The sequence below is a fragment of the Actinacidiphila glaucinigra genome, assembly GCF_900188405.1.
In the GTDB taxonomy this organism is placed as follows: domain Bacteria; phylum Actinomycetota; class Actinomycetes; order Streptomycetales; family Streptomycetaceae; genus Actinacidiphila; species Actinacidiphila glaucinigra.
In genome coordinates this window covers 30,651-56,604 of record NZ_FZOF01000009.1, presented here as the reverse complement: position 1 = coordinate 56,604, position 25,954 = coordinate 30,651, and the positions used below count along the sequence as shown (strand labels likewise).

The window sequence follows — 25,954 nt, the reverse complement described above, 5'->3', positions numbered from 1 at the left end:
CGAATTCCTGTCATATGCCAGCCATATGACCTGGATCTCAGGCCCCAGAAGTGGCGAGATGACCGTTTCGCGGCAATTCGCCCATTCTGCCGTCGGCTCACTCCGTCGGGTGATCTGCCGCGTACCCATAGTCCGTTCGGGCCATTCAAGATTGGGCCTGAAAGGGCTGTTGCGTCGTGCCCACCTTCCGTAACGTCCTCAACTGGCAACGGTGAATATGCCGCTTGCCGCCGTGGGGGAGCCTCGATTCGGGAGAGGACGGCGCCAGCATGAGCAGCTGGGTTACGGACTGGAGTACGCAGGCCGCGTGCCGCACGACGGATCCGGATGAACTTTTCGTCCAGGGAGCGGCCCAGAACAGGGCCAAGGCGGTGTGCACCGGCTGCCCGGTACGCACCGAGTGCCTGGCCGACGCCCTGGACAACCGGGTGGAGTTCGGCGTCTGGGGCGGGATGACCGAGCGGGAACGCAGGGCGCTGCTGCGCCGGCGCCCCACGGTCACCTCGTGGCGCAGGCTGCTGGAGACGGCGCGCACGGAGTACGAGCGCAGCACAGGTGTGCTCCCGCTCGACGACGAGAGCTACGACGAGGGCTACGACGACTACGCCGCCGTCGGCTGACCCTGCGCGAGACGTTCGCCGATCGCGCGCAGGCCCTCGAGGTCGTGCACGTCACCGGGCAGGGCCGCGACGTCCACCATCGGAACGTCCGGGTGCACGGAGACGAAGCGGTCACGGGTGCGCCGCTCGCGCGCGACCAGCTGCATCCGTTCGGCGTGCAGGCGCAGCATGCCGGCGGCGAGGCGATCGGCGTCCAGCGGGTCCGGGTTCGTGGACCGGCCCGCGTCGCCTTCCTGCGCGGGCGCGGGAAATGCAGGGGAGCCGGTGGGCGATTCGGGAGAGCTCGTGTCCGCACTGTCCGTACTGGGGGTCCCTTCGCCGCCGTCGGCCGTACGGAGTCCAGCTTTCCCGCCGGGCTGATCCACAATGCCGACGCTTTGAAGATTTTCTGCAGATTCGTCAAACTCCCCGGTCAGCCGGGGAGTTGACGGATTCCCGGCCACGGGGTCGGCGTCGGCGGTGCCAGCAGCGTCGGCGGTGTCCGGGTCGTCGGCGTCGTCCGCGTCGTCCGGGTAGTCCGGGTCTTCGGGTTCGCTCAGGTCGTCCAGGGCCTCCGCCGCCGCCAGCGCCCGTTCCGCCGTGAGCTGTGCCGCCCCGCTGCCGTGCACGCGGTTGAGCACCAGCCCGGCGAGGGGCATGTCCTCCGCCGCGAGCCGTTCCACGAAGTACGAGGCCTCCCGCAGCGCGTCCCGCTCCGGCGCGGCCACCACCAGGAACGCCGTGCCGTTCGCCTGGAGCAGCTTGTAGGTGGCGTCCGCGCGGGAGCGGAAGCCGCCGAACATCGAGTCCATCGCCGCCACGAAGGTCTGCACGTCGCGCAGCAGATGCGCGCCCATGACCTTGCTGAGCGTGCCGGTCATCATCGACATCCCGACGTTGAGGAACTTCACGCCGGCCCGCCCGCCGACCTTCGCGGGAGCCATCAGCAGCCGGATGAAGCGCCCGTCCAGGAAGGACCCCAGCCGCTTCGGGGCGTCCAGGAAGTCCAGCGCCGACCGGCTCGGCGGGGTGTCGACGATGATCAGGTCCCACGCGTCGAGCGCGCGCAACTGGCCCAGCTTCTCCATGGCCATGTACTCCTGCGTGCCGGCGAAGCCCGCGGAGAGCGACTGGTAGAAGGGGTTGTCCAGGATCGCCCGGGCCCGCTCCTGGTCCGTGTGCTGCAGCACGACCTCGTCGAAGGTCCGCTTCATGTCGAGCATCATCGCGTGCAGCTCACCGCCCGCGGACTCGTCGATCCCGGCGACCTTGCGGGGGGTGTTGTCGAGTTCCGTCAGCCCCATGGACTGCGCGAGCCGGCGCGCCGGGTCGATGGTCAGCACGACGGCCTTCCGCCCGCGCTCGGCGGCGCGGACGCCCAGGGCCGCGGCCGTGGTGGTCTTGCCGACCCCTCCCGAGCCGCAGCAGACGACGATCCGGGTTTTCGGATCGTCGATCAGCGGGTCGATGTCCAATACCGGACTCTCCAGGCTCATGCGACCCCCAGCCCCTGCTTCCGCAGATTTTCAGCCAATCTGTACAACCCGCCGAGATCGACCCCGTCGCCCATCAGTTCCAGCTCGTACGCCGGCAGCCCCAGTGAGCCCAGTTCCTCGCGCTGGGCGCGTTCCAGGGCCACGCGCTCCGCGTGCTCGTGCGCCTGGGCCAGCAGCGGGTCGACGAGCCGCTCCGCGAGGCCGCCGCGCCGCGCGCCGCCGAGCCCCGCCTGGGAGAGCGCCTTGGCGATCGCCGTGCGCTGCCCGTCGCGCGCCGATGCCACGGCCGCGCCGTCCATCACCACCGGGCGCACCATGTTGATGATCACGGCTCCGGTCGGCAGTCCCGCCGCGCGCAGTTCCTCCACGCCGTCCATGGTCTCCTGGACCGGCATCTCCTCCAGGAGGGTGACCAGGTGTACCGCCGTCTCGGGGGACTTCATCACCCGCATCACGGCCTGCGCCTGATTGTGTATCGGGCCGAACCGGGCCAGCCCGGCGACCTCGTCGTTGACGTTGAGGAAGCGGGTGATCCGCCCGGTCGGCGGCGCGTCCAGCACCACCGCGTCGTACGACCGCCAGCCGGCCCGGTCCTTGCGGCGTACGGCCTCGCAGACCTTGCCGGTCAGCAGGACGTCGCGCAGGCCCGGTGCGACGGTGGTGGCGAAGTCGATCGCGCCCAGCTTTTTCAGGGCCCGGCCGGCCCGGCCGAGCTTGTAGAACATGTCGAGGTAGTCGAGCAGCGCCTGTTCGGCGTCGATGGCCAGCGCGTGGACCTCGCCCCCGCCCGGCGCCACCGCGATCTTGCGCTCCTCGTAGGGGAGGGCCTCGGTCTCGAAGAGCTGGGCGATGCCCTGGCGTCCCTCCACCTCCGCCAGCAGCGTCCGCCGTCCCTCGGCGGCGAGGGCGAGTGCCAGCGCCGCGGCGACGGTCGTCTTGCCCGTGCCGCCCTTGCCCGTCACGATGTGGAGCCTCACACCTGCGAGCCTAACCAGTCGAGGGCGGGGCTACGCAGGGGCGGGGCTGTGCCAGGCATTACAGTCCCCTCATGAAGAAGTGGGAATACGCGACCGTGCCGCTGCTGGTGCACGCGACGAAGCAGATCCTGGACACCTGGGGCGAGGACGGCTGGGAGCTCGTCCAGGTCGTGCCGGGCCCGAACAACCCCGAGCAGCTGGTGGCGTACTTCAAGCGGGAGAAGAACGCGTGAGCGCCGTCGAGCAGCGGCTCGCGGAACTGGGGCTGGAGCTCCCCGCCGTGGCCGCGCCGCTCGCCGCGTACGTCCCGGCCGTTCGGTCCGGCGCGTACGTCTACACGGCGGGTCAGCTGCCGCTCGTCGACGGCAAGCTGACCTGCACCGGCAAGGTCGGCGCCGAGGTCACCGCGGACGAGGCCAAGCAGCTCGCCCGCACCTGCGCGCTCAACGCCCTGGCCGCGGTCCGCTCCGTCGTGGGTGACCTCGACCGCGTCAAGCGCGTCGTGAAGGTCGTCGGCTTCGTCGCCTCCGCCCCCGACTTCACCGGGCAGCCGGCCGTCGTCAACGGCGCGAGCGAACTGCTGGGCGAGGTCCTCGGCGAGAAGGGCGTGCACGCCCGCAGCGCCGTCGGTGTGGCCGTCCTGCCGCTCGACGCGCCGGTCGAGGTCGAGATCCAGGTCGAGGTCGAGGACTGACGTCCCGTACCCCTCCGGCGTGGCCCCGCCGGGCCACCGGAGGGGTGCCCGGGGCCGCCCGGCCCGGGCCCTATCGAACATCCCCGCGGAAGCGCATAGCATCCGCCCCATGACCACCACGAACGGCCAGTGGTTCCCGCCGACCTGGCCCGAGCGGATCCGCGCCCTCACCGCGGGCACCCTGGAGCCCGTCGTGCCGCGCCGTGCGGCGACCGTCCTGCTGCTGCGGGACGCAGGCGGCGGCCCCGCGGTGCACATGCTGCGGCGCCGGGCCTCCATGGCCTTCGCCGCGGGCGCGTACGCGTATCCCGGCGGCGGGGTGGACCCGCGCGACGAGCGGCCGGTGGCCTGGGCGGGACCCGCACCGCGGACCTGGGCCGCCCGGCTGGGCGAGGGCCTGGACCCCGCCGAGGCGCAGGCGATCGTGTGCGCGGCCGTGCGCGAGACCTTCGAGGAGTCCGGCGTCCTGCTGGCCGGGCCCGACGAGGCGTCCGTCGTCGCGGACACCACCGGCGAGGACTGGGAGGCCGACCGTCGCGCCCTGGTCTCGCGGGAGCTGTCCTTCGCCGACTTCCTCGCGCGCCGCTCCCTGGTGCTCCGCTCCGACCTGCTCGGCCCGTGGGCCCGCTGGATCACCCCGGAGTTCGAGGAGCGCCGCTACGACACATGGTTCTTCGTGACCGCGCTCCCGCCCGGCCAGCGCACCCGCGACGTGTCGGGCGAGGCGGACCGCACCGTGTGGCTGAGCCCCGCCGAGGCCGTGGCCGGCTACGACCGCGGCGAGATGACCATGCTGCCGCCGACGGTCGCGACGCTGCGGGAGCTGCTGCCCTACGGCTCGGCCGCCGCGGCCCTGGAGGGCGCCGCGGAGGGGCGCGACCTCACCCCGGTGCTGGCGAGGGCCGGCCTCGTGGGCGACGAGATCGTGCTGACCTGGCCGGGCCACGAGGAGTTCACCAAGCGGATGGGAGCCGCCGAATGACCGCGGCCCCGCAGCCCGGCAACCCCCGTGCGGAGGTCGGCGGGCGGGCGACCGCCCGCGCGGTGTGCGTGCTCGCGCCGAACCCCTCGCCGATGACGCTGGACGGCACGAACACCTGGATCGTCTCCGAGCCGGACTCCGAGTTCGCCGTCGTCATCGATCCCGGGCCGCTGGACGAGGGCCATCTGAGCACCGTGGTCTCCACGGCGCACTCCCTCGGCAAGAGGATCGCCCTCACCCTGCTCACCCACGGCCACCCCGACCACGCCGAGGGCGCGGGCCGCTTCGCCGAGCTGACCGGTACGCCGGTGCGCGCCCTCGACCCGGCGCTGCGGCTGGGCGACGAGGGCCTGGCCGTGGGCGACGTCGTCACCACGGGCGGCCTGGAGCTGCGGGTCGTGCCCACCCCCGGGCACACCGCGGACTCGCTGTCGTTCCACCTGCCCGCCGACCGGGCCGTGCTCACCGGCGACACCGTCCTCGGCCGCGGCACCACGGTCGTCGCCCACCCCGACGGGCGGCTGGGCGACTACCTGGACTCCCTGCGCCGGCTGCAGGCCCTCACGATGCACGACGGCGTGGCCACCGTCCTGCCGGGCCACGGCCCGGTCCTCGCCGACGCGCGGGGAGCGGTCGAGTTCTACCTCGCCCACCGCGCCCACCGCCTCGCCCAGGTCGAGACGGCCGTGGAACGGGGCCTCGCGACGCCCTCCGAGGTCGTCGCCCATGTGTACGCGGACGTCGACCGCGCCCTGTGGCCGGCCGCCGAGCTGTCGGTGCGGGCCCAGCTGGACTACCTGCTGGAGCACGGGCTGATCTGACGGCCAGCGCACACCAGGGACGGCGAAGGGGCGCCCACCGCGAGGTGGGCGCCCCTTCGTACGCGTACGGGCGTCAGCGCGAGCGCTTGGCCAGCCGCTCGACGTCCAGCAGGATGACCGCCCGTGCCTCCAGGCGCAGCCAGCCGCGGCCCGCGAAGTCGGCGAGGGCCTTGTTGACCGTCTCGCGGGAGGCGCCCACCAGCTGGGCGAGTTCCTCCTGCGTCAGGTCGTGGACGACGTGGATGCCCTCCTCGGACTGCACGCCGAAGCGGCGCGACAGGTCCAGCAGCGCCTTGGCGACGCGGCCCGGGACGTCGGAGAAGACGAGGTCGGACATGACGTCGTTGGTGCGCCGCAGGCGCCGGGCGACGGCGCGCAGCAGGGCGGTGGAGACCTCGGGCCGGACGTTGAGCCACGGCTGCAGGTCGCCGTGGCCGAGGCCGAGGAGCTTCACCTCGGTCAGCGCGGTGGCGGTGGCGGTGCGCGGGCCGGGGTCGAAGAGCGACAGCTCACCGATCAGCTCGCCGGGGCCCACGACGGCGAGCATGTTCTCGCGTCCGTCGGGGGAGGTGCGGTGCAGCTTCACCTTGCCCTCGGTGACGACGTACAGCCGGTCCCCGGGTTCCCCCTCGTGGAACAGCGAGTCGCCACGCGCGAGCGTGGCCTCCGTCATGGAGGCGCGCAGTTCAGCGGCCTGCTCATCGTCGAGCCCCGCGAATAGCGGTGCGCGCCGCAGAACGTCGTCCACGAGCTCTCTCCTTGTCGACATCGCTGGGTCGGTCCCCATCATGCCCGACAGCAAAAACAGTGCGATCAATCACAAGTCTGTCTTATGTGCTCGTGTGATTGTGTTCCGGGGGTCCGTTTGGGGGCCGGATCGCGGCTCTCCAGGGCGATTGTCGGTGGCGAGGCTTAGGCTGGCCGGGTGTCCGATACGCCAAGTGCGCAGAAGAAACGGCAGGGTGGCGGGGCCGGGAGGGTGACCGCCGCCGCGGATTCCGCTGTGAGCGAACAGGCTCCCCGCAAGACCTCCACGGCCCGCGCGCGGGCGTCCCGCAAGCCCGAGTCGCGGCTCGCGATGGTGCGCAGAGCCCGCCGGATCAACCGCGAGCTCGCCGAGCTGTACCCGTACGCCCACCCCGAGCTGGACTTCGAGAACCCCTTCCAGCTGCTCGTCGCCACGGTCTTGTCGGCCCAGACGACCGACCTGAGGGTCAACCAGACCACCCCCGCGCTGTTCGCCGCGTACCCGACGCCCGAGGACCTGGCGGCCGCCGACCCGGAGGAGCTGGAGCAGATCCTCCGCCCCACCGGCTTCTTCCGTGCCAAGGCGCGGGCGCTGCTCGGCCTGTCGGCGGCGCTCCGCGACACCTTCGGCGGCGAGGTGCCCGGCCGGCTGGAGGACCTGGTCACCCTGCCGGGCGTGGGCCGCAAGACGGCCAACGTGGTGCTCGGCAACGCCTTCGGCGTCCCCGGCCTCACCGTGGACACCCACTTCCAGCGGCTGGTCCACCGCTTCGGCTGGACCACGGCCAAGGAGCCGGAGAAGATCGAGCAGGACGTCATGGCGATCTTCCCGAAGAGCGAGTGGACGATGGTCTCGCACCGGCTGATCTTCCACGGCCGCCGGATGTGCCACGCCCGCCGCCCCGCCTGCGGCGTCTGCCCGATCGCACCGCTGTGCCCGTCCTACGGCGAGGGCGAGACGGACCCGGAGAAGGCGAAGAAGCTGCTCAAGTACGAGATGGCCGGCGGCCCCGGGCAGCGGCTCAAGCCGCCGCCGGGGTTCCCGGGCAAGGCGGCGCCGCCGCTGGAGGTGGAGTGACGCAGGCACGACCCGACATCGAGGACGTCGCGCTCGACCGCGAGGGGCTGCCGTCCTGGCTCGGCCCGGTGGTCCGCGCGGTCGACGCCGTACGGCCCGAGCAGCTCAGCCGCTTCCTGCCGCCGCCGAGCGGCGGCCGGCCCTCCGCCGTCCTCATCCTCCTCGGCGCCGGCGCCGAGGGGCCCGAACTGCTCCTGATGGAACGGGCGGCCTCCCTGCGCTCCCACGCGGGGCAGCCCTCCTTCCCGGGCGGTGCCCTCGATCCCGAGGACGGCGACCCGGAGGGTGAGGGCCCGCTGCGGGCCGCGCTGCGCGAGGCCTGGGAGGAGACCGGCCTCGACCCCTCGGGGGTGCAGGTCTTCGGGGTGCTCCCGCGGCTCTACATCCCGGTGAGCGATTTCGTCGTGACGCCGGTCCTCGGCTGGTGGCGTACGCCGTCCCCGGTGGGAGCGGTCGATCCGGCCGAGACCGCACGGGTGTTCACCGTCCCCGTGGCGGATCTCACCGATCCCGCCAACCGCGCCATGGTGACCCATCCCAGCGGCCTGCAGGGGCCCGCGTTCCTGGTGCAGGGCGCCCTGGTGTGGGGTTTCACCGCGGGCCTGATCGACCGGATCCTGCACCACGCGGGCTGGGAACGACCCTGGGATCGTGCAAAGACGGTCCCGCTGGGTTGATCCTCCATGAGACGGTGTCCAGGTGAATGTGCTGGACATCGTGCTGCTGTTGGCCGCCGTGTGGTTCGCGATCGTGGGCTACCGTCAGGGATTCATCGTCGGCGTGATGTCGGTGGTCGGGTTCCTCGGCGGTGGTCTGGTCGCGGTCTACGTACTGCCCGCGATCTGGAACGCGGTCACCGACAACTCCCAGCCCGGCACGGTGGCGGTCGTCGCCGCGGTGGTCCTGATCATCGTGTGCGCGTCGGTGGGCCAGGCCTTCACCACGCACCTCGGCAACAAGGTCCGCACGCACGTCAGCTGGTCACCCGCGCGGGCGATCGACGCGGTCGGCGGCGCCCTCGTGAACGTCCTGGCGATGCTGCTGGTCGCCTGGCTCATCGGCTCCGCGCTCGCCACCACGACCACGCTGCCCAGCCTCGGCCGTGAGGTCCGCTCCTCCCGGGTGCTGCTGGGGGTGGCGCAGATCGTGCCGCGCGAGGCAGACAACTGGTTCGCCGACTTCAGTTCGGTGCTCGCGCAGAACGGACTGCCCCAGGTCTTCTCGCCGTTCGGCAACGAGCCCATCACCGCCGTCCCCGCCCCCGACCCGGCGCTCGCCGACAGCGCGGTCGTCGGCCGCGCGCGGCGCAGCATCGTCAAGGTCGTCGGCACGGCACCGAGCTGCGGCAAGGTGCTGGAGGGCACCGGCTTCGTCTTCGCGCCGCACCGGGTGATGACCAACGCCCACGTCGTCGGCGGCGTCGACAACCCGACCGTGCAGATCGGCGGCGAGGGCCGGGTGTACGACGGCAAGGTCGTGCTCTACGACTGGCAGCGCGACATCGCGGTCATCGACGTACCGTCCCTGGAGGCGCCCGCGTTGTCCTTCAGCACCACCGATGCCCGCTCACGCGACGACGCCATCGTCGCCGGCTTCCCGGAGAACGGCGGCTTCGACGTCCGTGCCGCCCGGGTGCGCGGCCGCATCCCCGCCTCGGGCCCGGACATCTACCACCGGGGCACCGTCGAGCGCGACGTCTACTCGCTGTACACGCTGGTCCGCCAGGGCAACTCCGGCGGACCGCTGCTCACCCCCGAGGGGAAGGTGTACGGCGTGGTGTTCGCCAAGTCCCTCGACGACGCGGACACCGGCTACGCCCTGACGGCGGACGAGGTCCAGCAGGACGTCCGGGCCGGGCGTACGGCGAACCGCCAGGTCGACACCGAGAGCTGTGCCCTGTAGGCCGTCCGGGGGAGCCGGCCGGCCGGCGAGGGGCCGCGCCCGGTCAGCCGCTGCGGGTATGCCTCAGCCGGGCGCCCACCCAGCGGGCGCGGCGCCTGAGGATGTGAGGAATGCCGAGTCGGGAGCCTCCGGACCGATGGTCCGGGGCCTGTGTCCCGGTGGTGATCCGCGCTCCGTTGGCGCGGCGGTCGCGTGACACGTCACGGTAGTCGTGCGTCCAGCCCATACCGAGCTGTCTGCCCGGGGTCCATGGTCGGTAACCGCCTGGCGGTCCATCAGTTGGCCTATGCGCCCGGCATTTGGCTGATCGTCGTACGGGATTAACGATCCGGTTCCGGGTCCTTGAGCCAGTTGACCAGCTCGGCCGAGAACGCCGCCGGATCCTCCTCGTGGGGGAAGTGCCCCAGCCCGTCGAAAAGCCGCCAGCGGTACGGCGCCTCCACGTACTCCCCGCTGCCCGCGGCGTGCCGGGCCCGCATCGCCGGGTCGAGCGAACCGTGCAGGTGCAGGGTGGGCACCCGCACCGGACGCTTCATGCGCCGGTTGAACTGGAAGCCGTCCACCCGGGCCAGCGAGCGCACCATCCAGCGGTAGGGCTCGATCGAGCAGTGCGCCGTCGACGGGATGAGCATCGCCCTGCGGTAGGCGTCCACCGTCTCGTCCTCGGGCAGCCGGGGCCCCGACCAGTCCCGCAGCAACCGTCCCACCAGCGCCGCGTCGTCCGCGACCAGCTGCCGCTCCGGGACGAACGGGCGCTGGAACCCCCACACGTGGCCGCCGGCCGCGCTGTGCCGCAGATCCGTCAGCATCGCCGCGCGCCAGCGCCGCGGGTGCGGCATCGAGCACACCGCGAGCCGCCGGACGAGCTTGGGCCGCATCGCCGCCGCCGTCCAGGCCAGGTAACCGCCGAGGTCGTGCCCGACCAGCGCGGCGTCCGGCTCGCCGAGCGAGCGGATCACGCCGGTGACGTCGAGCGCCAGATTGGCGGGGTCGTAGCCGCGGGGTGTGCGGTCGCTGCCGCCCACCCCGCGCAGGTCCATCGCGACGGCGCGGAAGCCCGCGTCGGCCAGCGCGGTCAGCTGGTGCCGCCAGGTCCACCAGAACTGCGGGAAGCCGTGCAGCAGCAGCACCAGGGGGCCGTCGCCGAGTTCGGCGATGTGGAAGCGGGCGCCGTTCGCGGCGACGTCCCGGTGGGTCCAGGGCCCGTCGATGCGTACCACCGGGGAACTGTCAGCGAACGTCATGCTCTGAGCGTGTCACACCTTGACCGCCACCGTGGTCTCCGTGCCGCCGGAGGGGGCGCTGCGCGGGTGCGGCTTGACGCCCTGCAGCACCGCCGCGGTCTCCTTCGCCGAGGCGATGCTGCGCTCCGGCTTCTTGATCTTCTTGAACTTCGAGCGCGCCATCAGGCCGAGCAGACCGGCCAGCACCAGGTAGGCCCCGCCGACGATGAGGAACGACCAGGCGAGGCCCAGCCCCAGGTTGTGGATGCCGTACGCCGCCGCGAAGCTCAATACCGGCAGCGAGAAGAGCGCCAGGATGCCGGCCGCGCCCACCGCGCCACCGCCGATGCCGGCGCGCTTGACGTCCTGCCGCAGCTCCGCCTTGGCGAGGGCGATCTCCTCGTGGACCAGCTCGGACAGGTCCGCCGTCGCCGAGGCGAAGAGCTGACCGAGGCTGCGGCTTCCGTTGGGGCTCACGGTCACCCCCACGTTCACGGGCTCGTCCGCACGGCTCATCGGGTCCTCCGTCGTCGTCATGGTGCGTCAGTCGTCATCCGGGGCAAACGGGTTACCCCCCGATCATGCCCGACTCATCCTCGCCGGTGTCCCCGGAGCGCGCCACTTCCGCCAGCCTGCGGTGCTCGGCCGCCTTGGCCTCGTGGATCGCGGCCATCCGCAGATGGAACTCGGGGTCCGCCCACTTGTAGACGTCCGGGACGCCGTCCCGGTCCTCGTCGCGCTCCTCGTCCTCGCACATGCGGCGGTACGTGTCGTTGCGGAGCTTGAGCAGCACCGCGGCGAGCACCGCGGAGGTCAACGAGCCGATCAGGACGGCCGCCTTGACCTCCTCGGTCAGCACCTGGTCGCCCTCGAAGGCCAGCTCGCCGATGAGCAGGGAGACCGTGAAGCCGATCCCCGCGAGCGTGGCGACGGCCAGGACGTCGGCCCAGGCCAGATCGGGGTTGAGCTCCGCGCGGGTGAAGCGCGCCGCCAGCCAGGTGCCGCCGAACACCCCGACCGCCTTGCCGACGACCAGCCCCAGCACCACGCCCAGCGTCTCGGGACGGCCGAACACCTCGGCGAGCGCGCCGCCGGCGATCGGCACCCCCGCGGAGAACAGGGCGAACAGCGGCACGGCCAGCCCGGCCGAGAGCGGCCGTACGAGGTGCTCGATCCGCTCTCCGGGGGACCGCTCCTCGCCCTCGCGCCGGTGGCAGCGCAGCATCAGGCCCATGGCGACGCCGGCGATCGTGGCGTGCACCCCGCTGGCGTGCATCAGCGCCCAGTTGACCAGCGCGAGCGGTACGTACACGTACCAACCGCGCACCTCCTTGCGGAGCAGCAGCCGGAACAGCACGAGCCCGGCGAGGGCCAGGGCCAGGGCCACGAGATCGATGCCGGAGGTGAAGAAGACAGCGATGATCAGGATCGCGAAGAGGTCGTCCACGACCGCCAGGGTCAGCAGGAACGCGCGCAGCGCGGACGGCAGCGCGGTGCCGAGCACGGCCAGCACCGCCAGGGCGAACGCGATGTCGGTCGCCGTCGGAACCGCCCAGCCCTGCAGGGAACCGCCGCCGACGGCGTTGACCACCGCGTACACCAGCGCGGGCGCCGCCATGCCGCACACGGCGGCGATGACGGGGAGCGCCGCCGCCGAGGGGCGGCGCAGTTCGCCCGCGACCAGTTCCCGCTTGAGCTCGATGCCGGCGACGAAGAAGAAGACCGTCAGCAGCCCGTCGGCGGCCCAGTGGCCGACCGACAGGTCCAGATGGAGCGACCCGGGGCCGAAGGTGAAGGCGACGGTGGACCGGTACGAGGCGCTGAGCGGGCTGTTCGCCCAGATCAGCGCGAAGACGGCGGCCACCAGCAGGATCACGCCGCCCACGGTCTCCGTCCGCAGCGCGTCGGCGACGAAGTTCCGTTCGGGGAGGGACATCCGGCCCAGGAAGACGGAACGGCGGCGGTTGGTCGCGGTCACGGGGGGTGGACCTCCGGTCGGGCTCGGCATGGCTGATCACCTTGCCGACCAGACTTCCCGGCACGCCCCGAATCACTGTCGCGTTTCTTACGCCTTCAGCAGCTTACCGGGTCGGCGCCGGAGCCTCCGGCGTTCCTCACATTACGGACAATCGCCGGGCGTCGCAGGAGTGTCCCGCACCGCCGGGAAAGGCGAAGAGGCCCCCGGAGGGGCCTCTTCGGCGCGGTGACGGGGACCGGTCAGTCCTCGCCGCCGGCGCTCGGGAGCTTCGACTGGATGAGGTCCATGACCGAGGAGTCCGTCAGGGTGGTGACGTCCCCCAGCTCCCGGTTCTCGGCAACGTCGCGCAGCAGCCGCCGCATGATCTTGCCGGAGCGGGTCTTCGGCAGCTCCGCCACCGTGAGGATCCGCTTCGGCTTGGCGATCGGGCCGAGCGTCTTGGCGACGTGGTCGCGCAGTGCGGCGATCAGCTCGTCGCCGTCCTCGGACGCGGCGGTGCCGCGCAGGATGACGAAGGCGACGATGGCCTGCCCGGTGGTGGCGTCGGCGGCGCCGACCACGGCCGCCTCGGCGACCTTCGGGTGCGAGACGAGCGCCGACTCGACCTCGGTGGTGGAGATGTTGTGGCCCGAGACGAGCATGACGTCGTCCACCCGGCCCAGCAGCCAGATGTCGCCGTCCTCGTCCTTCTTGGCGCCGTCGCCGGCGAAGTAGCGCCCTTCGAAGCGGGACCAGTAGGTGTCCAGGTAGCGCTGGTCGTCGCCCCAGATGGTGCGGAGCATCGACGGCCACGGCTCGGTCAGGACGAGGTAGCCGCCGGAGCCGTTGGGCACCTCGTTGGCGTCGTCGTCCACCACGGTCGCGGAGATGCCGGGCAGCGGGCGCTGCGCGGAGCCGGGCTTGGTCTCCGTCACGCCGGGCAGCGGGGAGATCATCATGGCGCCGGTCTCGGTCTGCCACCAGGTGTCCACGATCGGGCAGCGGCCGCCGCCGATGTGCTCGCGGTACCAGATCCACGCCTCGGGGTTGATCGGCTCGCCGACGCTGCCCAGGACGCGCAGCGAGGACAGGTCGAACTTGGCGGGGATGTCGTCGCCCCACTTCATGAAGGTGCGGATCGCCGTGGGGGCGGTGTAGAGGATCGTGACCCCGTACTTCTGGACGATCTCCCAGAAGCGGCCCTGGTGCGGGGTGTCCGGGGTGCCCTCGTACATCACCTGGGTCGCGCCGTTGGCCAGCGGGCCGTAGACGATGTACGAGTGGCCGGTGACCCAGCCGACGTCGGCGGTGCACCAGTAGACGTCGGTCTCCGGCTTCAGGTCGAAGACGGCGTTGTGGGTGTAGGCGGTCTGCGTCAGGTAGCCGCCCGAGGTGTGCAGGATGCCCTTGGGCTTACCGGTGGTGCCGGAGGTGTAGAGGATGAAGAGCGGGTGCTCGGCCTCGAAGGCCTCCGGGGTGTGCTCGGCGGACTGGCCGTCGACGAGTTCGTGCCACCACACGTCGCGGCCCTCGGTCCACGCGACCTCCTGGCCGGTGCGCCGGACGACCAGCACCTTCTCCACGCCGGCGGAGCGGGAGACCGCGTCGTCGACGGCGGGCTTCAGGGCGGAGGGCTTGCCGCGGCGGTAGCCGCCGTCGGCGGTGATGACCAGCTTGGCGTCGGCGTCGTCGATGCGGGCGGCCAGGGCGTCGGCGGAGAAGCCGCCGAAGACCACCGAGTGCGCGGCGCCGACGCGGGCGCAGGCCAGCATCGCCACGGCGGTCTCGGGGATCATGGGCATGTAGATCGCGACCCGGTCGCCGGCCGTCACGCCCAGCGCGGTCAGGGCGTTCGCGGCACGGCTCACCTCGTCCTTGAGCTCGGCGTAGGTGATGGCCCGGCCGTCACCGGGCTCGCCCTCGAAGTGGATCGCCACGCGGTCGCCGTTGCCGGCCTCGACGTGCCGGTCCACGCAGTTGTAGGCGACGTTCAGGGTGCCGTCGGCGAACCACTTCGCGAACGGCGGGTTGGACCAGTCCAGGGTCTCGGTCGGCTCCTTCGCCCAGGTCAGCCGGCGGGCCTGCGCCGCCCAGAAGCCCAGTCGGTCGTCACCGGCCTGCTGATAGGCCTCCGCGGTCACATTGGCACCGGCCGCCAGCTCGGCGGGCGGAGCGAACCGGCGCTCCTCCTTCAAAAGGTTGGCCAGGCTCTCGTTGCTCACGCCGTGCTCCTTCGCAGGGTGTCCTCTTGTGTCCCATGGCATAGCTCACCAGCCGGAGGGGCGGAATGACAAGGGTTCGCGACGAAAATTGGTTTAGACCTGTCGCGGTGAAGCGCCCGCACACGGCTCCGGCCCGCCGGCGGGTGCGCGGCGGGCCGGGGCGCGTGGGCCACCCGGTGCGGGCGGCCCAGGTCAGACCGTGTCGAGGACCTCCGGCCGAACCGCGGCGAATGTGCCGCTCGCGGCGTCGAGGACGTAAGCCTGGGCCTCGGCGACGTGGAAGTACATGCCGTGCAGTTGCAGCGACCCCTCGGCCACCCTGCGGGCGACGCAGGCATGGGCCATCAGGTGGTCCAACTGCTGCACCACGTTGACGAGGCAGAGCCGTTCGAGGTCGTCGGCCACCGGGCGGTCGGCGAGGGCGACCTCCCCGCGTCCGGGCCCGCCGATCCGTTCCAGCCGGGCGACGCTCGGGCGGCCGTGGCGCAGCCAGCGGGCCAGCGGGGTCTGCGCCCCCGGCTCGTGGCCCGCCCCGCCCAGCAGCGCCTGCATGGCGCCGCACCCGGAGTGCCCGCACACCGTGATGCTGCCGACCTGCAGCACCTCCACCGCGTACTCGATGGCGGCGCCCACGGAATCGCAGGAGGCGTCGGCTCCGGGCGGCGGCATCAGATTGCCCACGTTGCGCACGGTGAACAGGTCGCCCGGCCCGCTGGAGGTGATCATGCTGGTGACCAGACGGGAGTCGGCGCAGGTGAGGAAGAGCTGGGTGGGCCGCTGCCCTTCGCGGGCGAGCCGCGCCAACTCGTCCCTGACCAGGGGCGCCGTGTTGCGCTGGAAGGCGCTGAGCCCGCCCACCAGTTGCCCTGCCGCTCCCGCCGCGCTGCCCGGCTTGGTGCAGTGGTGGTTGCGCCACGGTGTCCAGGGACGGCAGGCGTGTGCGCTGGACGGGACCGTGATCGGCGTGCCCGACCGGCCCGTGAGCGTCGCCCAGCCGCCGCGCGCCCGGTGGCCGTCGCACCAGTGCTGCAGCGACTCGTACGCCGCGTGGTCCATGAAGGAGCCGTCCAGGGTGATCACGGCGCTGGCCTCGTCCGGCACCTCCGCCAGTGCCCGGGTCAGCCGGGGCACCGCGAGGAAGGTCAACTGCCCGCGTACGAGCACCTGGTGGACGCCGGCCTCCTCCGTCACCGTGATCCGGGTGTGCGTGAGCCTGCGCAGCGACAGGAAGACGGCCACCGCGATGCCGGTCGTCACCCCCTCCAGCACACCGAGCAGCAGCACCGCGCCGAGCGTCGCCGCGTAGACCGGGAACTCCCGGTGCCGCTGCACGTGCTTGATGTGCGCGAAGCTCACCATCTTCATCCCGACCACCATGACCAGGGCGGCGAGGGCGGCGAGCGGGATGTGCTCCAGCAGCCCCGCCAGCAGCCCGGCGCACAGCAGCACCCACACCCCGTGCAGCGTGGTGGCCCGGCGTGTCCGGGCGCCCGCGGCCACGTTCGCCGAACCGCGGATCGCGCCGCCGGCCACCGGCAGCCCGCCGAGCAGGCCCGAGAGCACGTTGGACGTGCCCTGCCCGAGCAACTCCCGGTTCAGGCGGGCCGGGACGGCGTCCCCGGGCTCGCCGCGCCCGGAGCGCAGCTTGTCGATCGCCACCGCGGACAGCAGCGACTCCATGCTCGCGACCAGGGTGACGGTCAGGACGGCGGCGGCGATGCCGAGCACCGGCCCGTGCGGCAGCCCGGGGAGCGCCACCGCGTGCCAGGCGGGCAGGTCGACCCGCGGCACCACGATGGGAACGCCGACGGCGGTCGCCGCCGCGATGGCGGCGAGCGGGGCCGGGACCGTGCGCAGGGCCTTGCCGGCCCGCCCCGGAAGGCGCGGCCACCCGACCAGCACGGCCACCGTCACCGCCGCGATCAGCAGCGCGCCCGGGTGCGGGGACGACAACTGCTGCGGCAGGGCGGCCAGATTGGTGAGCGCCGAGCTGTCCGGGTTCGCGCCGAGCACGACATGGAGCTGGGCGAGCGCGATGGCGGCGCCGATGCCCGCCAGCATGCCGTGCACGATCGCCGGACTGACGGCGAGTGCCGCCCTGGCCACCCGTAGGGTGCCCAGGGCGAGTTGGGCGAGTCCGGCCAGCACGGTGATGGCGCACGTGGTGCGCCAGCCGTAGCGGTGGACGAGCTCGGCGGTGACCACCACCAGGCTGGTGGCGGCACCGCTGACCTGGAGCGGCGCACCGCCCATCAGCCCCACGACGATGCCGCCGACGGCGGCGGCGATCAGCCCCGACTGCAGCGGGGCGCCGGTGGCCAGGGCGATGCCCAGCGAGAGTGGGACGGCGATCAGGAAAACGGTGATCGAGGCCGACAGGTCGTGCCGCCAGACGGCGGCGGCCCCTTCTCCGGGGCGGGGTGGCGGTGGCAGATCCTGCGGTGGGGTCTGCGACTGCTGCGTCTGAGGTTCTGGCGTGGCGTGCATGTTCCCGTCTCCTCCGGGGCGGCGCGGCTGCGTTCGGCTGGTGCGCGTACGCGGTCGTGGTCACGGCTGTTGCGGCGGGTGCTCTCGGCCCTGAAAGTAACGGACTGTAATTGTTTGATTACTCTCAAGAGTCAGTAAATGGAGAGTAATGCAGATAAAGGGCCCATGGATCAGGATTCGCCCGAACGGGCGAACGATTACCCGGTGAGGGTGAACCGTTCGCCCAGGACGAAGCCGGGGTCGACCTGCGAGGCGAGGTCCGCGCCGGTCCGTGCGTTGCCCCAGCTCTCCGCGTTCTTGAGGTGGAAGTGGACCATCTGCCGGGTGTAGCGCCCCCAGTCCCGCCGCTCGTACGAGGCGTCCGCGGCGTCGCGCATCGCGCGCAACGCGGCGCGGTTGGGCTCCTCCAGCTCCCCGAAGCGCGGCGGGCGGCCCTTCTCCATGGCGCGGACCCAGTCCGAGTGCCCGACGGTGACCAGCAGGTCGTCGCCCACGTGCGAGCGCAGGAAGTCCACGTCGTCCGGGCCCTGCACCTTGTTGCCGACGACGTGCAGGGCGACCCCGAAGTCCCGGGCGTACTCCTTGTACTGGCGGTACACCGCGACTCCCTTGCGGGTCGGCTCGGCCACCAGGAAGGTCATGTCGAAGCGGGTGAACATGCCGGAGGCGAAGGAGTCGCTGCCGGCCGTCATGTCGACGACGACGTACTCCTCGCGGCCGTCGACCAGGTGGTTGAGGAACAGCTCCACCGCCCCGACCTTCGAGTGGTAGCAGGCCACCCCCAGGTCCGACTCGCTGAAGGGGCCGGTGACCATCAGCCGCGCCTCGCCGCCGTCGAGTGCGACGGGCCGGGCGCAGGCGGCGTAGACCGGGTTGTCCTCGGTGACCCGCAGCAGGCGGGAGCCCTCACCGGGAGGGGTGGTCTTGATCATCGTCTCCGCGGACGCGATCCGCGGGTTGGCGCCGCGCAGGTACTCCTTGATCTCCGGGAGGTGGGCGCCCAGCGCCGGAAGGGCGGCGGCAGCCTCCTCGTCGAGGCCGAGCGCCGGGCCGAGATGCTGGTTGATGTCGGCGTCGACGGCGACGACGGGGACGTGGGCGGCTGCCAGGTGGCGGATGAACAGGGAGGACAGCGTGGTCTTGCCGCTGCCACCCTTTCCGACGAAAGCGATCTTCATGTTCGTTAAGCGTAGTGACGGGGGCTCTCTCCCGGTGCCTCCGCCGCGGGAGTTCACCCGTCGGTGGGCATCCGGCGTCCTTACCGGTCGCTTCCGTGCTCCTTCCGTGGTCCTTCCGTGCCTCTTCCGGGTCGCCACCGGGTCCCTTCCTGTCCTCCGCCGGGCACGGCACGGGCGCCCGCGGTCCGCGTGACGATGCCCACTCGCCCACCGGGGCGGCGCCGGGGGTGCGTAGGGTCGTGCGTATGGGTACGACAGCTGATCCGCTCGCCGTTCTCGGTTCGCTCCCCGGTGTCGCCGAGTCGGTGGACTCCGTACGGAAGGCCGTGGACCAGGTCTACGGGCACCGGGTGATGCGCCGCCGCTCCGACGAGGTGTCCTCGGAGGCGGCGCTGCGCGGCGCCCGCGGTTCCGCGGCGCTCTCCGGCGCCGACTGGGCGCTGGAAGAGGTGCGCAGGCGCAGCGACTTCTCCTCCGACGACGAGTCGCGCGCGGTGGGCGCCGCGCTGCGGCTCACCGCCGAGGCCGGGCAGTTGCTCTCCGTCTGGCGGCAGTCGCCGCTGCAGGCGCTGGCCCGGCTGCACCTCGTCGCGGCCGGCGGCACCTCGCCGGACGAGACGGTCGGCCGCCCGCGGCAGGCGGGCGAGAAGGTCGAGGAGCCGCTCCTGGACGTCGCCGAGTTCCCGCTGCCCGAAGCCGCGGAGGTCGTCGCGCGCCTCGACGGGCTCGCCGACCTGCTGCTGTCGGGCAGCGAGGCGCCGGCGCTGGTCGTCGCCGCGATCGTGCACGGCGAACTGCTGTGCCTGCGGCCGTTCGGCTCGTACAACGGCCTCGTGGCACGGGCCGCGCAGCGCGTCGTCCTCGTCGGGAGCGGTCTGGACCCCAAGTCCATCTGCCCGGCGGAGGTCGGCCACGCCGAACTCGGCCGCGCCGACCATCTGAAGGCGCTACGGGGCTACGCCTCCGGCACACCTGATGGCATGGCCGCCTGGATCTCGCACTGCGGGCAGGCCGTGGGCCTGGGCGTACGGGAGAGTGTGGCGGTCTGCGAGGCCCTGCAGCGCGGCGCCGCGTAGGCGCCGTCCCGGGCGCGCCGCGGGCTCACATCCGGGGCACAAGGCTGCGGCGGCACCGCGCGGGTGCCGCCGCTGGCACGACCGTCGGGTTACCAAGCGTGCACGATATCTGCCCATCAGGTCGGGAGCTTTGCCCGTCACCTGGTGCGGCCGGCCCGGTCAGCGGGTCTGCGTCGCGTGGGTTCCCAGCTGTCATGCTCGGTCCGTGGGGCCTGATTCGACGGGGTTCCTCGCGGAAGCCGTGGTCTCGCGGGCCGTAAAACCTTTGTACCGCGCCTTCGGGAGAACCGGAACCCCTCGCCGTAGTTCTTTGCATACGAGGTCCGATCGGTGCGATCTGCGCGAAGGGGGCATTCCGGTGCACATCAGGACAGTGCGGGCCTGCGCCGCCGGGCCGCGTACCAGACGAGTCCGGCCGTGGCGGCGGCCGCGCCGACCGCGGCCAGTGCCAGCACCGGCCCCGAGGGCATCGTCAGCGCGGGCACCCGCTGGTGCAGCCGGACGGGGCGGCTGAAGGTGAGCATCGGCCATTCGCGTGACGCCGCCTCCCGGCGCAGCCCGCGGTCGGGGTTGACCGCGTACGGGTGGCCGACCGACTCGAGCATCGGGACGTCGGTCACCGAGTCGCTGTAGGCGAAGGAGCGCTTGAGGTCGTAGCCCTCGATCGCGGCGAGTTCGGTGATGGCGCGGGCCTTGGCCGGTCCGTAGACGTAGTGCTCGATCCCGCCCGTGTAGCAGCCGTCCTCGACCGCCATCCGGGTGGCGATGACGTGGTCCGCCCCGAGCATCTCGCCGATGGGCTCGACGACCTCGGCGCCGGAGGCGCTGACGATGACGACGTCGCGGCCGGCCAGGTGGTGCTCCTCGATGAGGGAGGCGGCCTCGTCGTAGATGATGGGGTCGATGAGGTCGTGGAGGGTCTCGGCCACGATCTCCCGCACCTGCTGCACGTTCCAGCCGCGGCACATGTCGGAGAGGTACTTTCGCATCCCCTCCATCTGGTCGTGGTCCGCGCCGCCGAGCAGATAGACGAACTGGGCGTACGCGGTTCGCAGCACGGCGCGGCGGTTGATGAGGCCGCCTTGGTAGAACGGCCTGCTGAACGCCAAGGTGCTCGACTTGGCGATCACCGTCTTGTCGAGATCGAAGAACGCGGCGGTGCGCGGCGACAGGTGGTTTTCCACGAGGACGAGCATAGGGACCCACCATTCGGCGTAAGCTCCTGCGCGTGGGTTTGCCTGAGAAGGCCTTCGGGTACACCATGGAAGTCACGGATCGTTCGCGACCGTGCTAACCCGGTCTGGCTCCTCCCCCCCCGAGTCGGACCGTGGGGACGACCCCCGCTCTCCCCCCCGGCGGGGGTCGTCGCATGTCCGGGGGCATATTCAGGCCTTGTGTCAGAACGCGCCCGGCGTGTGATCGGCCCCCCGCGGTTTCCGCGGGGGGCCGATCCTTTTCCCTGCGCCGCTACGGTGAGTGACGGATCGCATTCGTTGTGCTGCCCGGTGGAAGCCACTCGCGCGGGTGGCGGAGATATCCACAACGGCCAGGTTATCCACGGATTCCCACCAAGATCATCAATTTTCGGCGACTCGCGAGACTCTGGCGGCAAATGCCGCGCCGGAGATCTGTCCGGTGCATGGGCCCGATAGCGGGACCCGCCGGAACGAGCGAGGGGGATGTCGTGGTGGCCGAATCATTCAACGGTGAAACAAAAGGAACGCGTGACGGGCGGGTGTCCGGGTGGGCATCGACACGGCCGCGCGGAAAGGACGACCCCGGCTGCGGCCCGCTCATCGTGACCGAGGACGGGGCGCTTCTGGACGACCTGCTGCGACTGTGCGCCGCGGCGGGCGCGGAACCGGAGGTCGCCTTCGGGGTCCCGCCGGCGCCGGGCAGCTGGGAGGCTGCGCCGCTGGTGCTGGTCGGCGCCGCGGACACCCGCCGCGTGCCGGGTACGGCGCGCCGCCGCCGGGGGGTGCTCCTCGTCGGCCGGGACCTGGACGACCCGGACGTGTGGCGCCGTGCCGTGGACGTCGGAGCCGAGCACGTCGCCTTCCTGCCCGACGCCGAGACCTGGCTGGTCGACCGCATCGCCGACGTGGCGGAGGGCGCCGGCGACCCGGCCCTGACGATCGGGGTGGTCGGCGGCCGCGGCGGCGCGGGGGCCAGCACTCTGGCCTGCGCGATGGCCGTCACGGCCGCCCGCTCCGGACGCCGCACGCTGCTCGTCGACGCCGACCCGCTCGGCGGAGGCCTGGACGTGCTGCTCGGGGCCGAACGGGTGGGCGGCCTGCGCTGGCCGGACCTCGCCGAGTCCCGTGGCCGGGTCAGCAGCGGGGCGCTGGAGGAGTCGCTGCCCCGCACACACGCGCTGAGCGTGCTCAGCTGGGACCGCGGGGACACCGTCGTCATCCCCCCGCAGGCCATGCGGTCGGTGATGGGTGCCGCCCGGCGGCGCGGCGGTGTGGTGGTCGTCGACCTGCCGCGCCGGATTGACGAGGCCGTGGCCGAGGCGCTCGCCCAGATCGACGTCGGCCTGCTGGTCGTCCCCGCGGAGCTGCGCGCGGTCGCGGCCGCCGGCCGGGTCGCCTCCCGGATGGCCATGGTGCTGCGGGACCTGCGGGTCGTCGCCCGCGGCCCCTTCGGTTCCGGGCTCACCGACGAGACGCTCGCCGAGCTGGTCGGGCTCCCGCTCGCCGGCGAGCTGCCGCCGGAGCCCGGCCTGCCCGCCGCCCTGGACGGCGGCGAGGCACCGGGCGGCAGCGGCCGGGGCCCGCTCGCCGGGTTCTGCTCGGCTTTCCTCACGGCGGCACTGCCCGGCGGCGGGAGCGTGGCCGCATGAGCGCCGACGTGATGACGCCCGCCCTGCTCGACGCGGTACGGCTGCGACTGGCCGCCTCCGGTGACGAGCCCACCCCGGCCGGCGTGGCCGCCGCGCTGCGGGCGCAGGGCCGGCTGCTGGGCGACACCGAGGTGCTCGACGTGGTGGCGGCCCTGCGCTCGGAGATGGTCGGTGCCGGGCCCCTGGAGGGGCTGCTCGCCGAACCGGACGTCACCGATGTGCTGGTGAACGGGCCGGACGAGGTGTGGGCCGACCGGGGCGCCGGGCTGGAGCGCACGCAGGTGCGGTTCACGGACACCGCGGCCGTGCGCAGGCTCGCCCAGCGGCTCGCCTCCGCCGCCGGGCGGCGGCTGGACGACGCCCGGCCCTGGGTGGACGCCCGGCTGCCGGACGGCACCCGGCTGCACGCGGTGCTGCCACCGGTGGTGGTCGGCGCCCCGTGCCTGTCCCTGCGGGTCGTCCGCACCAGGGCCTTCACCCTGGAGGAACTGGTGGCCGCGGGCAGCATGGACGGCGGTACGGCCGCCCTCCTGCGGGCGGTGCTGGACGCCCGCCTGTCGTACCTGGTCTCGGGCGGCACGGGCTCCGGCAAGACCACGCTGCTCAGTTGCCTGCTCGGTCTCGTCCCGCCGGGCGAGCGCATCGTCCTTGCCGAGGACTCCGCCGAGCTCCGGCCGCGCCATCCGCACGTCGTCCGGCTGGAGACCCGGCCCGCCAACCAGGAAGGCGCCGGCCTGGTCACCCTGCGGGACCTCGTGCGGCAGGCGCTGCGCATGCGGCCGGACCGGCTGGTGGTCGGCGAGGTGCGCGGCCCCGAGGTCCTGGATCTGCTGGGCGCCCTCAACACCGGCCACGAAGGCGGCTGCGGGACGGTCCACGCCAACGCCGCGGGTGATGTGCCCGCCCGGCTGGAGGCGCTGGGCGCCGTGGCGGGCCTCGACCGGGCCGCGTTGCACAGCCAGTTGGCGGCCGCCCTGTCGGTGGTGGTGCATCTGGTGCGGGACCGCTCGGGCAGGCGCCGCGTCGCCGAGATCCATGTTCTGGAGCGCGGACCGGACGGGATCGTCGGCACCGTCCCGGCTCTGTGCGGGGGCGAACGCGGCCCGGGCTGGGGCCGCTTGACCGCGCTCTGCGAGAGGGGGCGGCCATGAACGCCGTGGTGCTCCTCACCGCCGTGTGCGCGGGCGCCGCCGCGTGGGTGATGTGCGCGCGGGGCGAAGTCCTGCGTAGGGCAAGGGCGTTGCTCGGCGGTGCCCCTGAGGCCCGTGGGGCGTCCTGGGGGCTCCTGGGACCCGGAGGCCTCGAAAACCGCCTCAACGGGCTCCTGGAGCCGTTCCGGGTGCGGTTCGGCTGGCGCCTCGGCCGTGAAGTGCTGCTCCTGCCGGGTGGGTCGGTCGTGGGCCTGGCCGCCGGATCGGTGCTGCCGGTCCTGCTCGGGGCGGCCGCGGTGCCGCTCGCCGGGCGGTGGCTGCGCGGGCGGGAGCGGCGCGCCGAGGCGGAACGGCGGGCTGTGGCGGTGGGCGCGCTGTGCGCGGCGGTCGCCGGAGATCTGCGGGCCGGACTCGCCCCGCCCGCCGCGCTGGCCGGTGCGCTGGGCCGCGAGGGCTGGCCGGAGCACCCGGGCCTGTCCAGTGCCGCTCTGCCGTTGCTGGCCGCCGCCCGGTTCGGCGGTGACGTACCGGCGGCGCTGCGGGCGGCCGCCCGGCTGGAGGGCGCCGAGGGGCTCTCCGGTGTCGCCGCGTGCTGGCAGGTCGCTGTGGACGGCGGCGCGGGGCTCGCGGACGGCCTGGACCGGATCGCGGTCGCCCTGCGTGCCGAACGCGACCAGCGGGAGGACCTGAGGGCCCAGCTGGCGGCACCCCGCTCCACCGTGGCGTTGCTGGCCCTGCTGCCCGTCTTCGGGCTGGTCCTGGGCACCGGGCTGGGCGCCGATCCGCTGGGCGTCCTGCTGCGCACACCCGCCGGGCTCGGCGCCCTGGCCGCCGGCGGGCTCCTGGAGTGGGCGGGGCTCGCCTGGACCGCGCGCATCGTCCGTACCGCGGAGGGCGGGTCATGAGCGGCGACGTCGTCCACAGGCTGGGGATCGTCGTGGCGTCCGTGGTCGCCGCCCTGTGCGTCGCGGGCGCCCTGACCGCCGTCAGGAGGGAGCGCGCCGCACGGCGCAGGCTCCGGCTGCTCATGGGCACCGCTCCCCTGGCCCGGCGGTGCCGCGGGTGGCCCGGTGCGGTCTCCGTCCGGGAGTGGGCGCCCGTCGCCGGTGTCGCCCTGGGTGCGTTTGCCCTGGTCGGCGGCGTCCCCGGGGCGGCGGCCGGGCTGGGCGCCGCATGGGCCATACGGCGCCGGCAGCGGCGGCCACGGCCGATGGGGCACGCCGACCGGGACCGGGCCGCGCGGCAGCTGCCGCTGGCGGCCGATCTGATGGCCGCCTGCGTCGCGGCCGGGGCGGGGCCCCGCGAGGCCGCGGAGGCCGTCGGGCCGTCCCTCGGAGGGCCCCTCGGGGAGGCGCTCACCCGGGCCGCGGCCGAACTCCGCCTGGGCGGCGACCCCGCGCAGTGCTGGGGCCGGCTGGACCGGCTGGGCTGCCGCGAACTCGCCCGGTGCATGGAGCGCGCCACCACGACGGGAGTGCCGCCGGTCGAGGAGATCGCGCGCCTCGCCGCCGGGTGCCGCGCCGAGCACGCCCGTTTCGGGGCGGCGCGCGCACGCCGCGCCGGAGTGCTGATCACCGCCCCGCTGGGGCTGTGCTTCCTGCCGGCCTTCCTCCTCGTGGGGGTCGCGCCGGTGGTGATGGGGCTGGCGGGGGCGATCCTCGCCGGCACGACGATCTGAAGGGGGATCCCATGCGAGTCATGCGTTGTCTGAGGAAGCTGCGCCGCCGGTGCCGTACCGGCGAGCGCGGGATGACCACGGCCGAGTACGCCGTGGGCACCCTGGCGGCCTGCGGTTTCGCGGCCGTGCTCTACAAGGTGGTCACCTCGGGCGCGGTCAGTTCCGCGCTCAGCGGGCTCATCAAGCGGGCCCTCGATGTGGCGTTCTGACCGCCGCCGCGATGCCGGCTACGTCACGGCGGAGGCCGCGGTGGTCGTCCCGTCGCTGGTGTTCCTCACGGCGCTGCTGCTGTGGGGGCTGGCCGCGGCGGCCGCGCAGATCCGCTGCGTCGACGCCGCGCGGGCCGGAGCCCGCGCGGCGGCCCGCGAGGAGCCCGACGGCGCGGTGCTGCGGGCGGCCCGCTCGGCGGCTCCCGCCGGGGCCGCCGTCTCGGTCCACCGGGGCGGCGATCTGGTGCGGGTCACGGTCGAGGCCCGGTCCCTGTCCCTCACGCTCCACGGCGAGGCGGTCGCCGCCGTGGAGGCGACGGGGGAGGGGCCGTGAGCCGGCGGGGACGCGACCGGGGTTCCGCGACCGTCTGGACGGCCCTCCTGGGGGCGCTGCTGGCGCTGGCCGCCTGCGCCGTGCTGACGTTCGGCGCCGCCGTCGCGGCACGGCATCGTGCGGGGGCCGCCGCTGACCTCGCGGCGCTCGCCGCCGCCGACCACGCCCTGCGGGGCGGCGCCGAGGCCTGCGCCGTGGCCGGACGGGTGGCCGCCGCCCAGCACGCCCGGCTGGTGCGCTGCGTGGTCAGCGGTGAGATCGCCGACGTCACGGCCGCGGTCGGGCCCGCCCGGGTCCG

At 73.2% G+C, this 25,954-nt stretch carries 26 protein-coding genes and 1 pseudogene; 16 read left to right on the top strand and 11 right to left on the bottom strand.

What is annotated here, in order from left to right:
* Nucleotides 1-269: 269 nt before the first annotated feature.
* Nucleotides 270-620: a WhiB family transcriptional regulator gene (locus CHF15_RS20405; protein WP_089225287.1), complete on the top strand. Its 351-nt coding sequence runs from the start codon at nucleotides 270-272 to the stop codon at nucleotides 618-620.
* Here CHF15_RS20405 and CHF15_RS20400 read toward each other — a convergent pair.
* Both CHF15_RS20400 and CHF15_RS20395 read right to left on the bottom strand, forming a co-directional pair.
* Nucleotides 602-2,095, bottom strand: coding sequence for an ArsA family ATPase (locus CHF15_RS20400; protein ID WP_089225286.1), 1,494 nt, complete (start codon nucleotides 2,093-2,095; stop codon nucleotides 602-604). The genes CHF15_RS20405 and CHF15_RS20400 overlap by 19 nt on opposite strands.
* Nucleotides 2,092-3,072: an ArsA-related P-loop ATPase gene (locus CHF15_RS20395; RefSeq protein ID WP_089225285.1), complete on the bottom strand. Its 981-nt coding sequence runs from the start codon at nucleotides 3,070-3,072 to the stop codon at nucleotides 2,092-2,094. The genes CHF15_RS20400 and CHF15_RS20395 overlap by 4 nt, the downstream gene beginning before the upstream one ends.
* Before the next feature lie 71 nt (nucleotides 3,073-3,143).
* On the opposite strand from CHF15_RS20395, the gene CHF15_RS20390 reads away from it, so the two are divergent.
* From CHF15_RS20390 to CHF15_RS20375, 4 genes are all read left to right on the top strand, one after another.
* Nucleotides 3,144-3,305 carry a DUF4177 domain-containing protein gene (locus CHF15_RS20390; RefSeq protein ID WP_089225284.1) on the top strand — a complete coding sequence of 54 codons (162 nt, stop codon included), beginning with the start codon at nucleotides 3,144-3,146 and terminating at the stop codon, nucleotides 3,303-3,305.
* Nucleotides 3,302-3,766: a RidA family protein gene (locus CHF15_RS20385; protein ID WP_089225283.1), complete on the top strand. Its 465-nt coding sequence runs from the start codon at nucleotides 3,302-3,304 to the stop codon at nucleotides 3,764-3,766. The genes CHF15_RS20390 and CHF15_RS20385 overlap by 4 nt, the downstream gene beginning before the upstream one ends.
* 109 nt (nucleotides 3,767-3,875) lie before the next feature.
* Nucleotides 3,876-4,748 carry an NUDIX hydrolase gene (locus CHF15_RS20380; RefSeq protein WP_089225282.1) on the top strand — a complete coding sequence of 291 codons (873 nt, stop codon included), beginning with the start codon at nucleotides 3,876-3,878 and terminating at the stop codon, nucleotides 4,746-4,748.
* The gene (locus tag CHF15_RS20375) at nucleotides 4,745-5,569 is read left to right on the top strand and encodes an MBL fold metallo-hydrolase (RefSeq protein WP_089225281.1); all 825 of its coding nucleotides are present in this window, start codon (nucleotides 4,745-4,747) and stop codon (nucleotides 5,567-5,569) included. Before CHF15_RS20380 ends, CHF15_RS20375 begins: the two co-directional genes overlap by 4 nt.
* A 73-nt stretch (nucleotides 5,570-5,642) precedes the next feature.
* On the opposite strand, the gene CHF15_RS20370 is transcribed toward CHF15_RS20375, so the two are convergent.
* Entirely contained in the window at nucleotides 5,643-6,317 is a 675-nt protein-coding gene (locus tag CHF15_RS20370) for a Crp/Fnr family transcriptional regulator (protein WP_018562167.1), read from the bottom strand.
* A gap of 255 nt (nucleotides 6,318-6,572) precedes the next feature.
* Between CHF15_RS20370 and nth the strand changes: the two genes are divergently transcribed.
* The 3 genes from nth to CHF15_RS20355 are packed head-to-tail and all read left to right on the top strand — an operon-like array spanning nucleotide 6,573 to nucleotide 9,296.
* Complete coding sequence (gene nth / locus CHF15_RS20365; protein ID WP_089225280.1) at nucleotides 6,573-7,394, top strand: endonuclease III; 822 nt, start codon at nucleotides 6,573-6,575, stop codon at nucleotides 7,392-7,394.
* The gene (locus CHF15_RS20360; protein ID WP_089225279.1) at nucleotides 7,391-8,071 is read left to right on the top strand and encodes an NUDIX hydrolase; all 681 of its coding nucleotides are present in this window, start codon (nucleotides 7,391-7,393) and stop codon (nucleotides 8,069-8,071) included. Before nth ends, CHF15_RS20360 begins: the two co-directional genes overlap by 4 nt.
* 22 nt (nucleotides 8,072-8,093) lie before the next feature.
* A complete protein-coding gene (locus CHF15_RS20355) occupies nucleotides 8,094-9,296 on the top strand; it encodes a MarP family serine protease (RefSeq protein ID WP_089225278.1) in 1,203 nt (400 codons plus the stop codon).
* Nucleotides 9,297-9,339: 43 nt separating this feature from the next.
* Here the strand turns inward: CHF15_RS20355 and CHF15_RS45750 are convergent, their stop codons facing one another.
* From CHF15_RS45750 to CHF15_RS20320, 7 genes are all read right to left on the bottom strand, one after another.
* Nucleotides 9,340-9,522, bottom strand: coding sequence for a hypothetical protein (locus CHF15_RS45750; protein WP_089225277.1), 183 nt, complete (start codon nucleotides 9,520-9,522; stop codon nucleotides 9,340-9,342).
* 94 nt (nucleotides 9,523-9,616) lie between these two features.
* On the bottom strand, nucleotides 9,617-10,540 hold the full coding sequence (locus tag CHF15_RS20345) for an alpha/beta fold hydrolase (protein WP_089225276.1): 924 nt from the start codon (nucleotides 10,538-10,540) through the stop codon (nucleotides 9,617-9,619).
* Nucleotides 10,541-10,552: 12 nt separating this feature from the next.
* Nucleotides 10,553-11,035, bottom strand: a complete 483-nt coding sequence (locus CHF15_RS20340) for a phage holin family protein (RefSeq protein WP_089225275.1) — start codon at nucleotides 11,033-11,035, stop codon at nucleotides 10,553-10,555.
* Nucleotides 11,036-11,087: 52 nt separating this feature from the next.
* Nucleotides 11,088-12,455, bottom strand: coding sequence for a Na+/H+ antiporter NhaA (gene nhaA, locus CHF15_RS20335; RefSeq protein ID WP_410169654.1), 1,368 nt, complete (start codon nucleotides 12,453-12,455; stop codon nucleotides 11,088-11,090).
* A 281-nt stretch (nucleotides 12,456-12,736) separates the two neighbouring features.
* Nucleotides 12,737-14,698, bottom strand: coding sequence for an acetate--CoA ligase (acs, locus tag CHF15_RS20330; protein ID WP_089225273.1), 1,962 nt, complete (start codon nucleotides 14,696-14,698; stop codon nucleotides 12,737-12,739).
* 192 nt (nucleotides 14,699-14,890) lie between these two features.
* A complete protein-coding gene (locus tag CHF15_RS20325) occupies nucleotides 14,891-17,185 on the bottom strand; it encodes a SulP family inorganic anion transporter (protein ID WP_089225272.1) in 2,295 nt (764 codons plus the stop codon).
* 197 nt (nucleotides 17,186-17,382) lie between these two features.
* Nucleotides 17,383-18,363, bottom strand: a complete 981-nt coding sequence (locus CHF15_RS20320; protein ID WP_089225271.1) for an ATP-binding protein — start codon at nucleotides 18,361-18,363, stop codon at nucleotides 17,383-17,385.
* 245 nt (nucleotides 18,364-18,608) lie between these two features.
* Here CHF15_RS20320 and CHF15_RS20315 point away from each other — a divergent pair, with 245 nt between their 5' ends.
* Nucleotides 18,609-19,439, top strand: coding sequence for a Fic family protein (locus CHF15_RS20315; RefSeq protein WP_089225270.1), 831 nt, complete (start codon nucleotides 18,609-18,611; stop codon nucleotides 19,437-19,439).
* A gap of 365 nt (nucleotides 19,440-19,804) precedes the next feature.
* Here CHF15_RS20315 and CHF15_RS20310 read toward each other — a convergent pair whose 3' ends face one another.
* A complete protein-coding gene (locus CHF15_RS20310; RefSeq protein WP_089225269.1) occupies nucleotides 19,805-20,635 on the bottom strand; it encodes an HAD-IB family hydrolase in 831 nt (276 codons plus the stop codon).
* A gap of 488 nt (nucleotides 20,636-21,123) precedes the next feature.
* On the opposite strand from CHF15_RS20310, the gene ssd reads away from it, so the two are divergent.
* The 7 genes and pseudogenes from ssd to CHF15_RS20275 form a co-directional block, all read left to right on the top strand.
* Nucleotides 21,124-22,284 (top strand): septum site-determining protein Ssd, encoded by a 1,161-nt coding sequence (gene ssd / locus CHF15_RS20305; protein WP_245938935.1) that lies wholly within the window; start codon nucleotides 21,124-21,126, stop codon nucleotides 22,282-22,284.
* Complete coding sequence (locus CHF15_RS20300; protein WP_089225267.1) at nucleotides 22,281-23,435, top strand: TadA family conjugal transfer-associated ATPase; 1,155 nt, start codon at nucleotides 22,281-22,283, stop codon at nucleotides 23,433-23,435. The genes ssd and CHF15_RS20300 overlap by 4 nt, the downstream gene beginning before the upstream one ends.
* Nucleotides 23,432-24,340, top strand: coding sequence for a type II secretion system F family protein (locus tag CHF15_RS20295; RefSeq protein ID WP_089225266.1), 909 nt, complete (start codon nucleotides 23,432-23,434; stop codon nucleotides 24,338-24,340). The genes CHF15_RS20300 and CHF15_RS20295 overlap by 4 nt, the downstream gene beginning before the upstream one ends.
* On the top strand, nucleotides 24,337-25,113 hold the full coding sequence (locus CHF15_RS20290) for a type II secretion system F family protein (protein WP_089225265.1): 777 nt from the start codon (nucleotides 24,337-24,339) through the stop codon (nucleotides 25,111-25,113). The genes CHF15_RS20295 and CHF15_RS20290 overlap by 4 nt, the downstream gene beginning before the upstream one ends.
* 11 nt (nucleotides 25,114-25,124) lie before the next feature.
* Nucleotides 25,125-25,322, top strand: a complete 198-nt coding sequence (locus CHF15_RS20285; protein WP_026251570.1) for a DUF4244 domain-containing protein — start codon at nucleotides 25,125-25,127, stop codon at nucleotides 25,320-25,322.
* Nucleotides 25,309-25,656 (top strand): TadE family type IV pilus minor pilin, encoded by a 348-nt coding sequence (locus CHF15_RS20280; RefSeq protein WP_179279882.1) that lies wholly within the window; start codon nucleotides 25,309-25,311, stop codon nucleotides 25,654-25,656. The genes CHF15_RS20285 and CHF15_RS20280 overlap by 14 nt, the downstream gene beginning before the upstream one ends.
* Nucleotides 25,653-25,934: pseudogene (locus CHF15_RS20275) on the top strand (Rv3654c family TadE-like protein); the annotation flags it as partial. The gene CHF15_RS20280 and the pseudogene CHF15_RS20275, both read left to right, overlap by 4 nt.
* Between the last annotated feature and the right edge of the window lie 20 nt (nucleotides 25,935-25,954).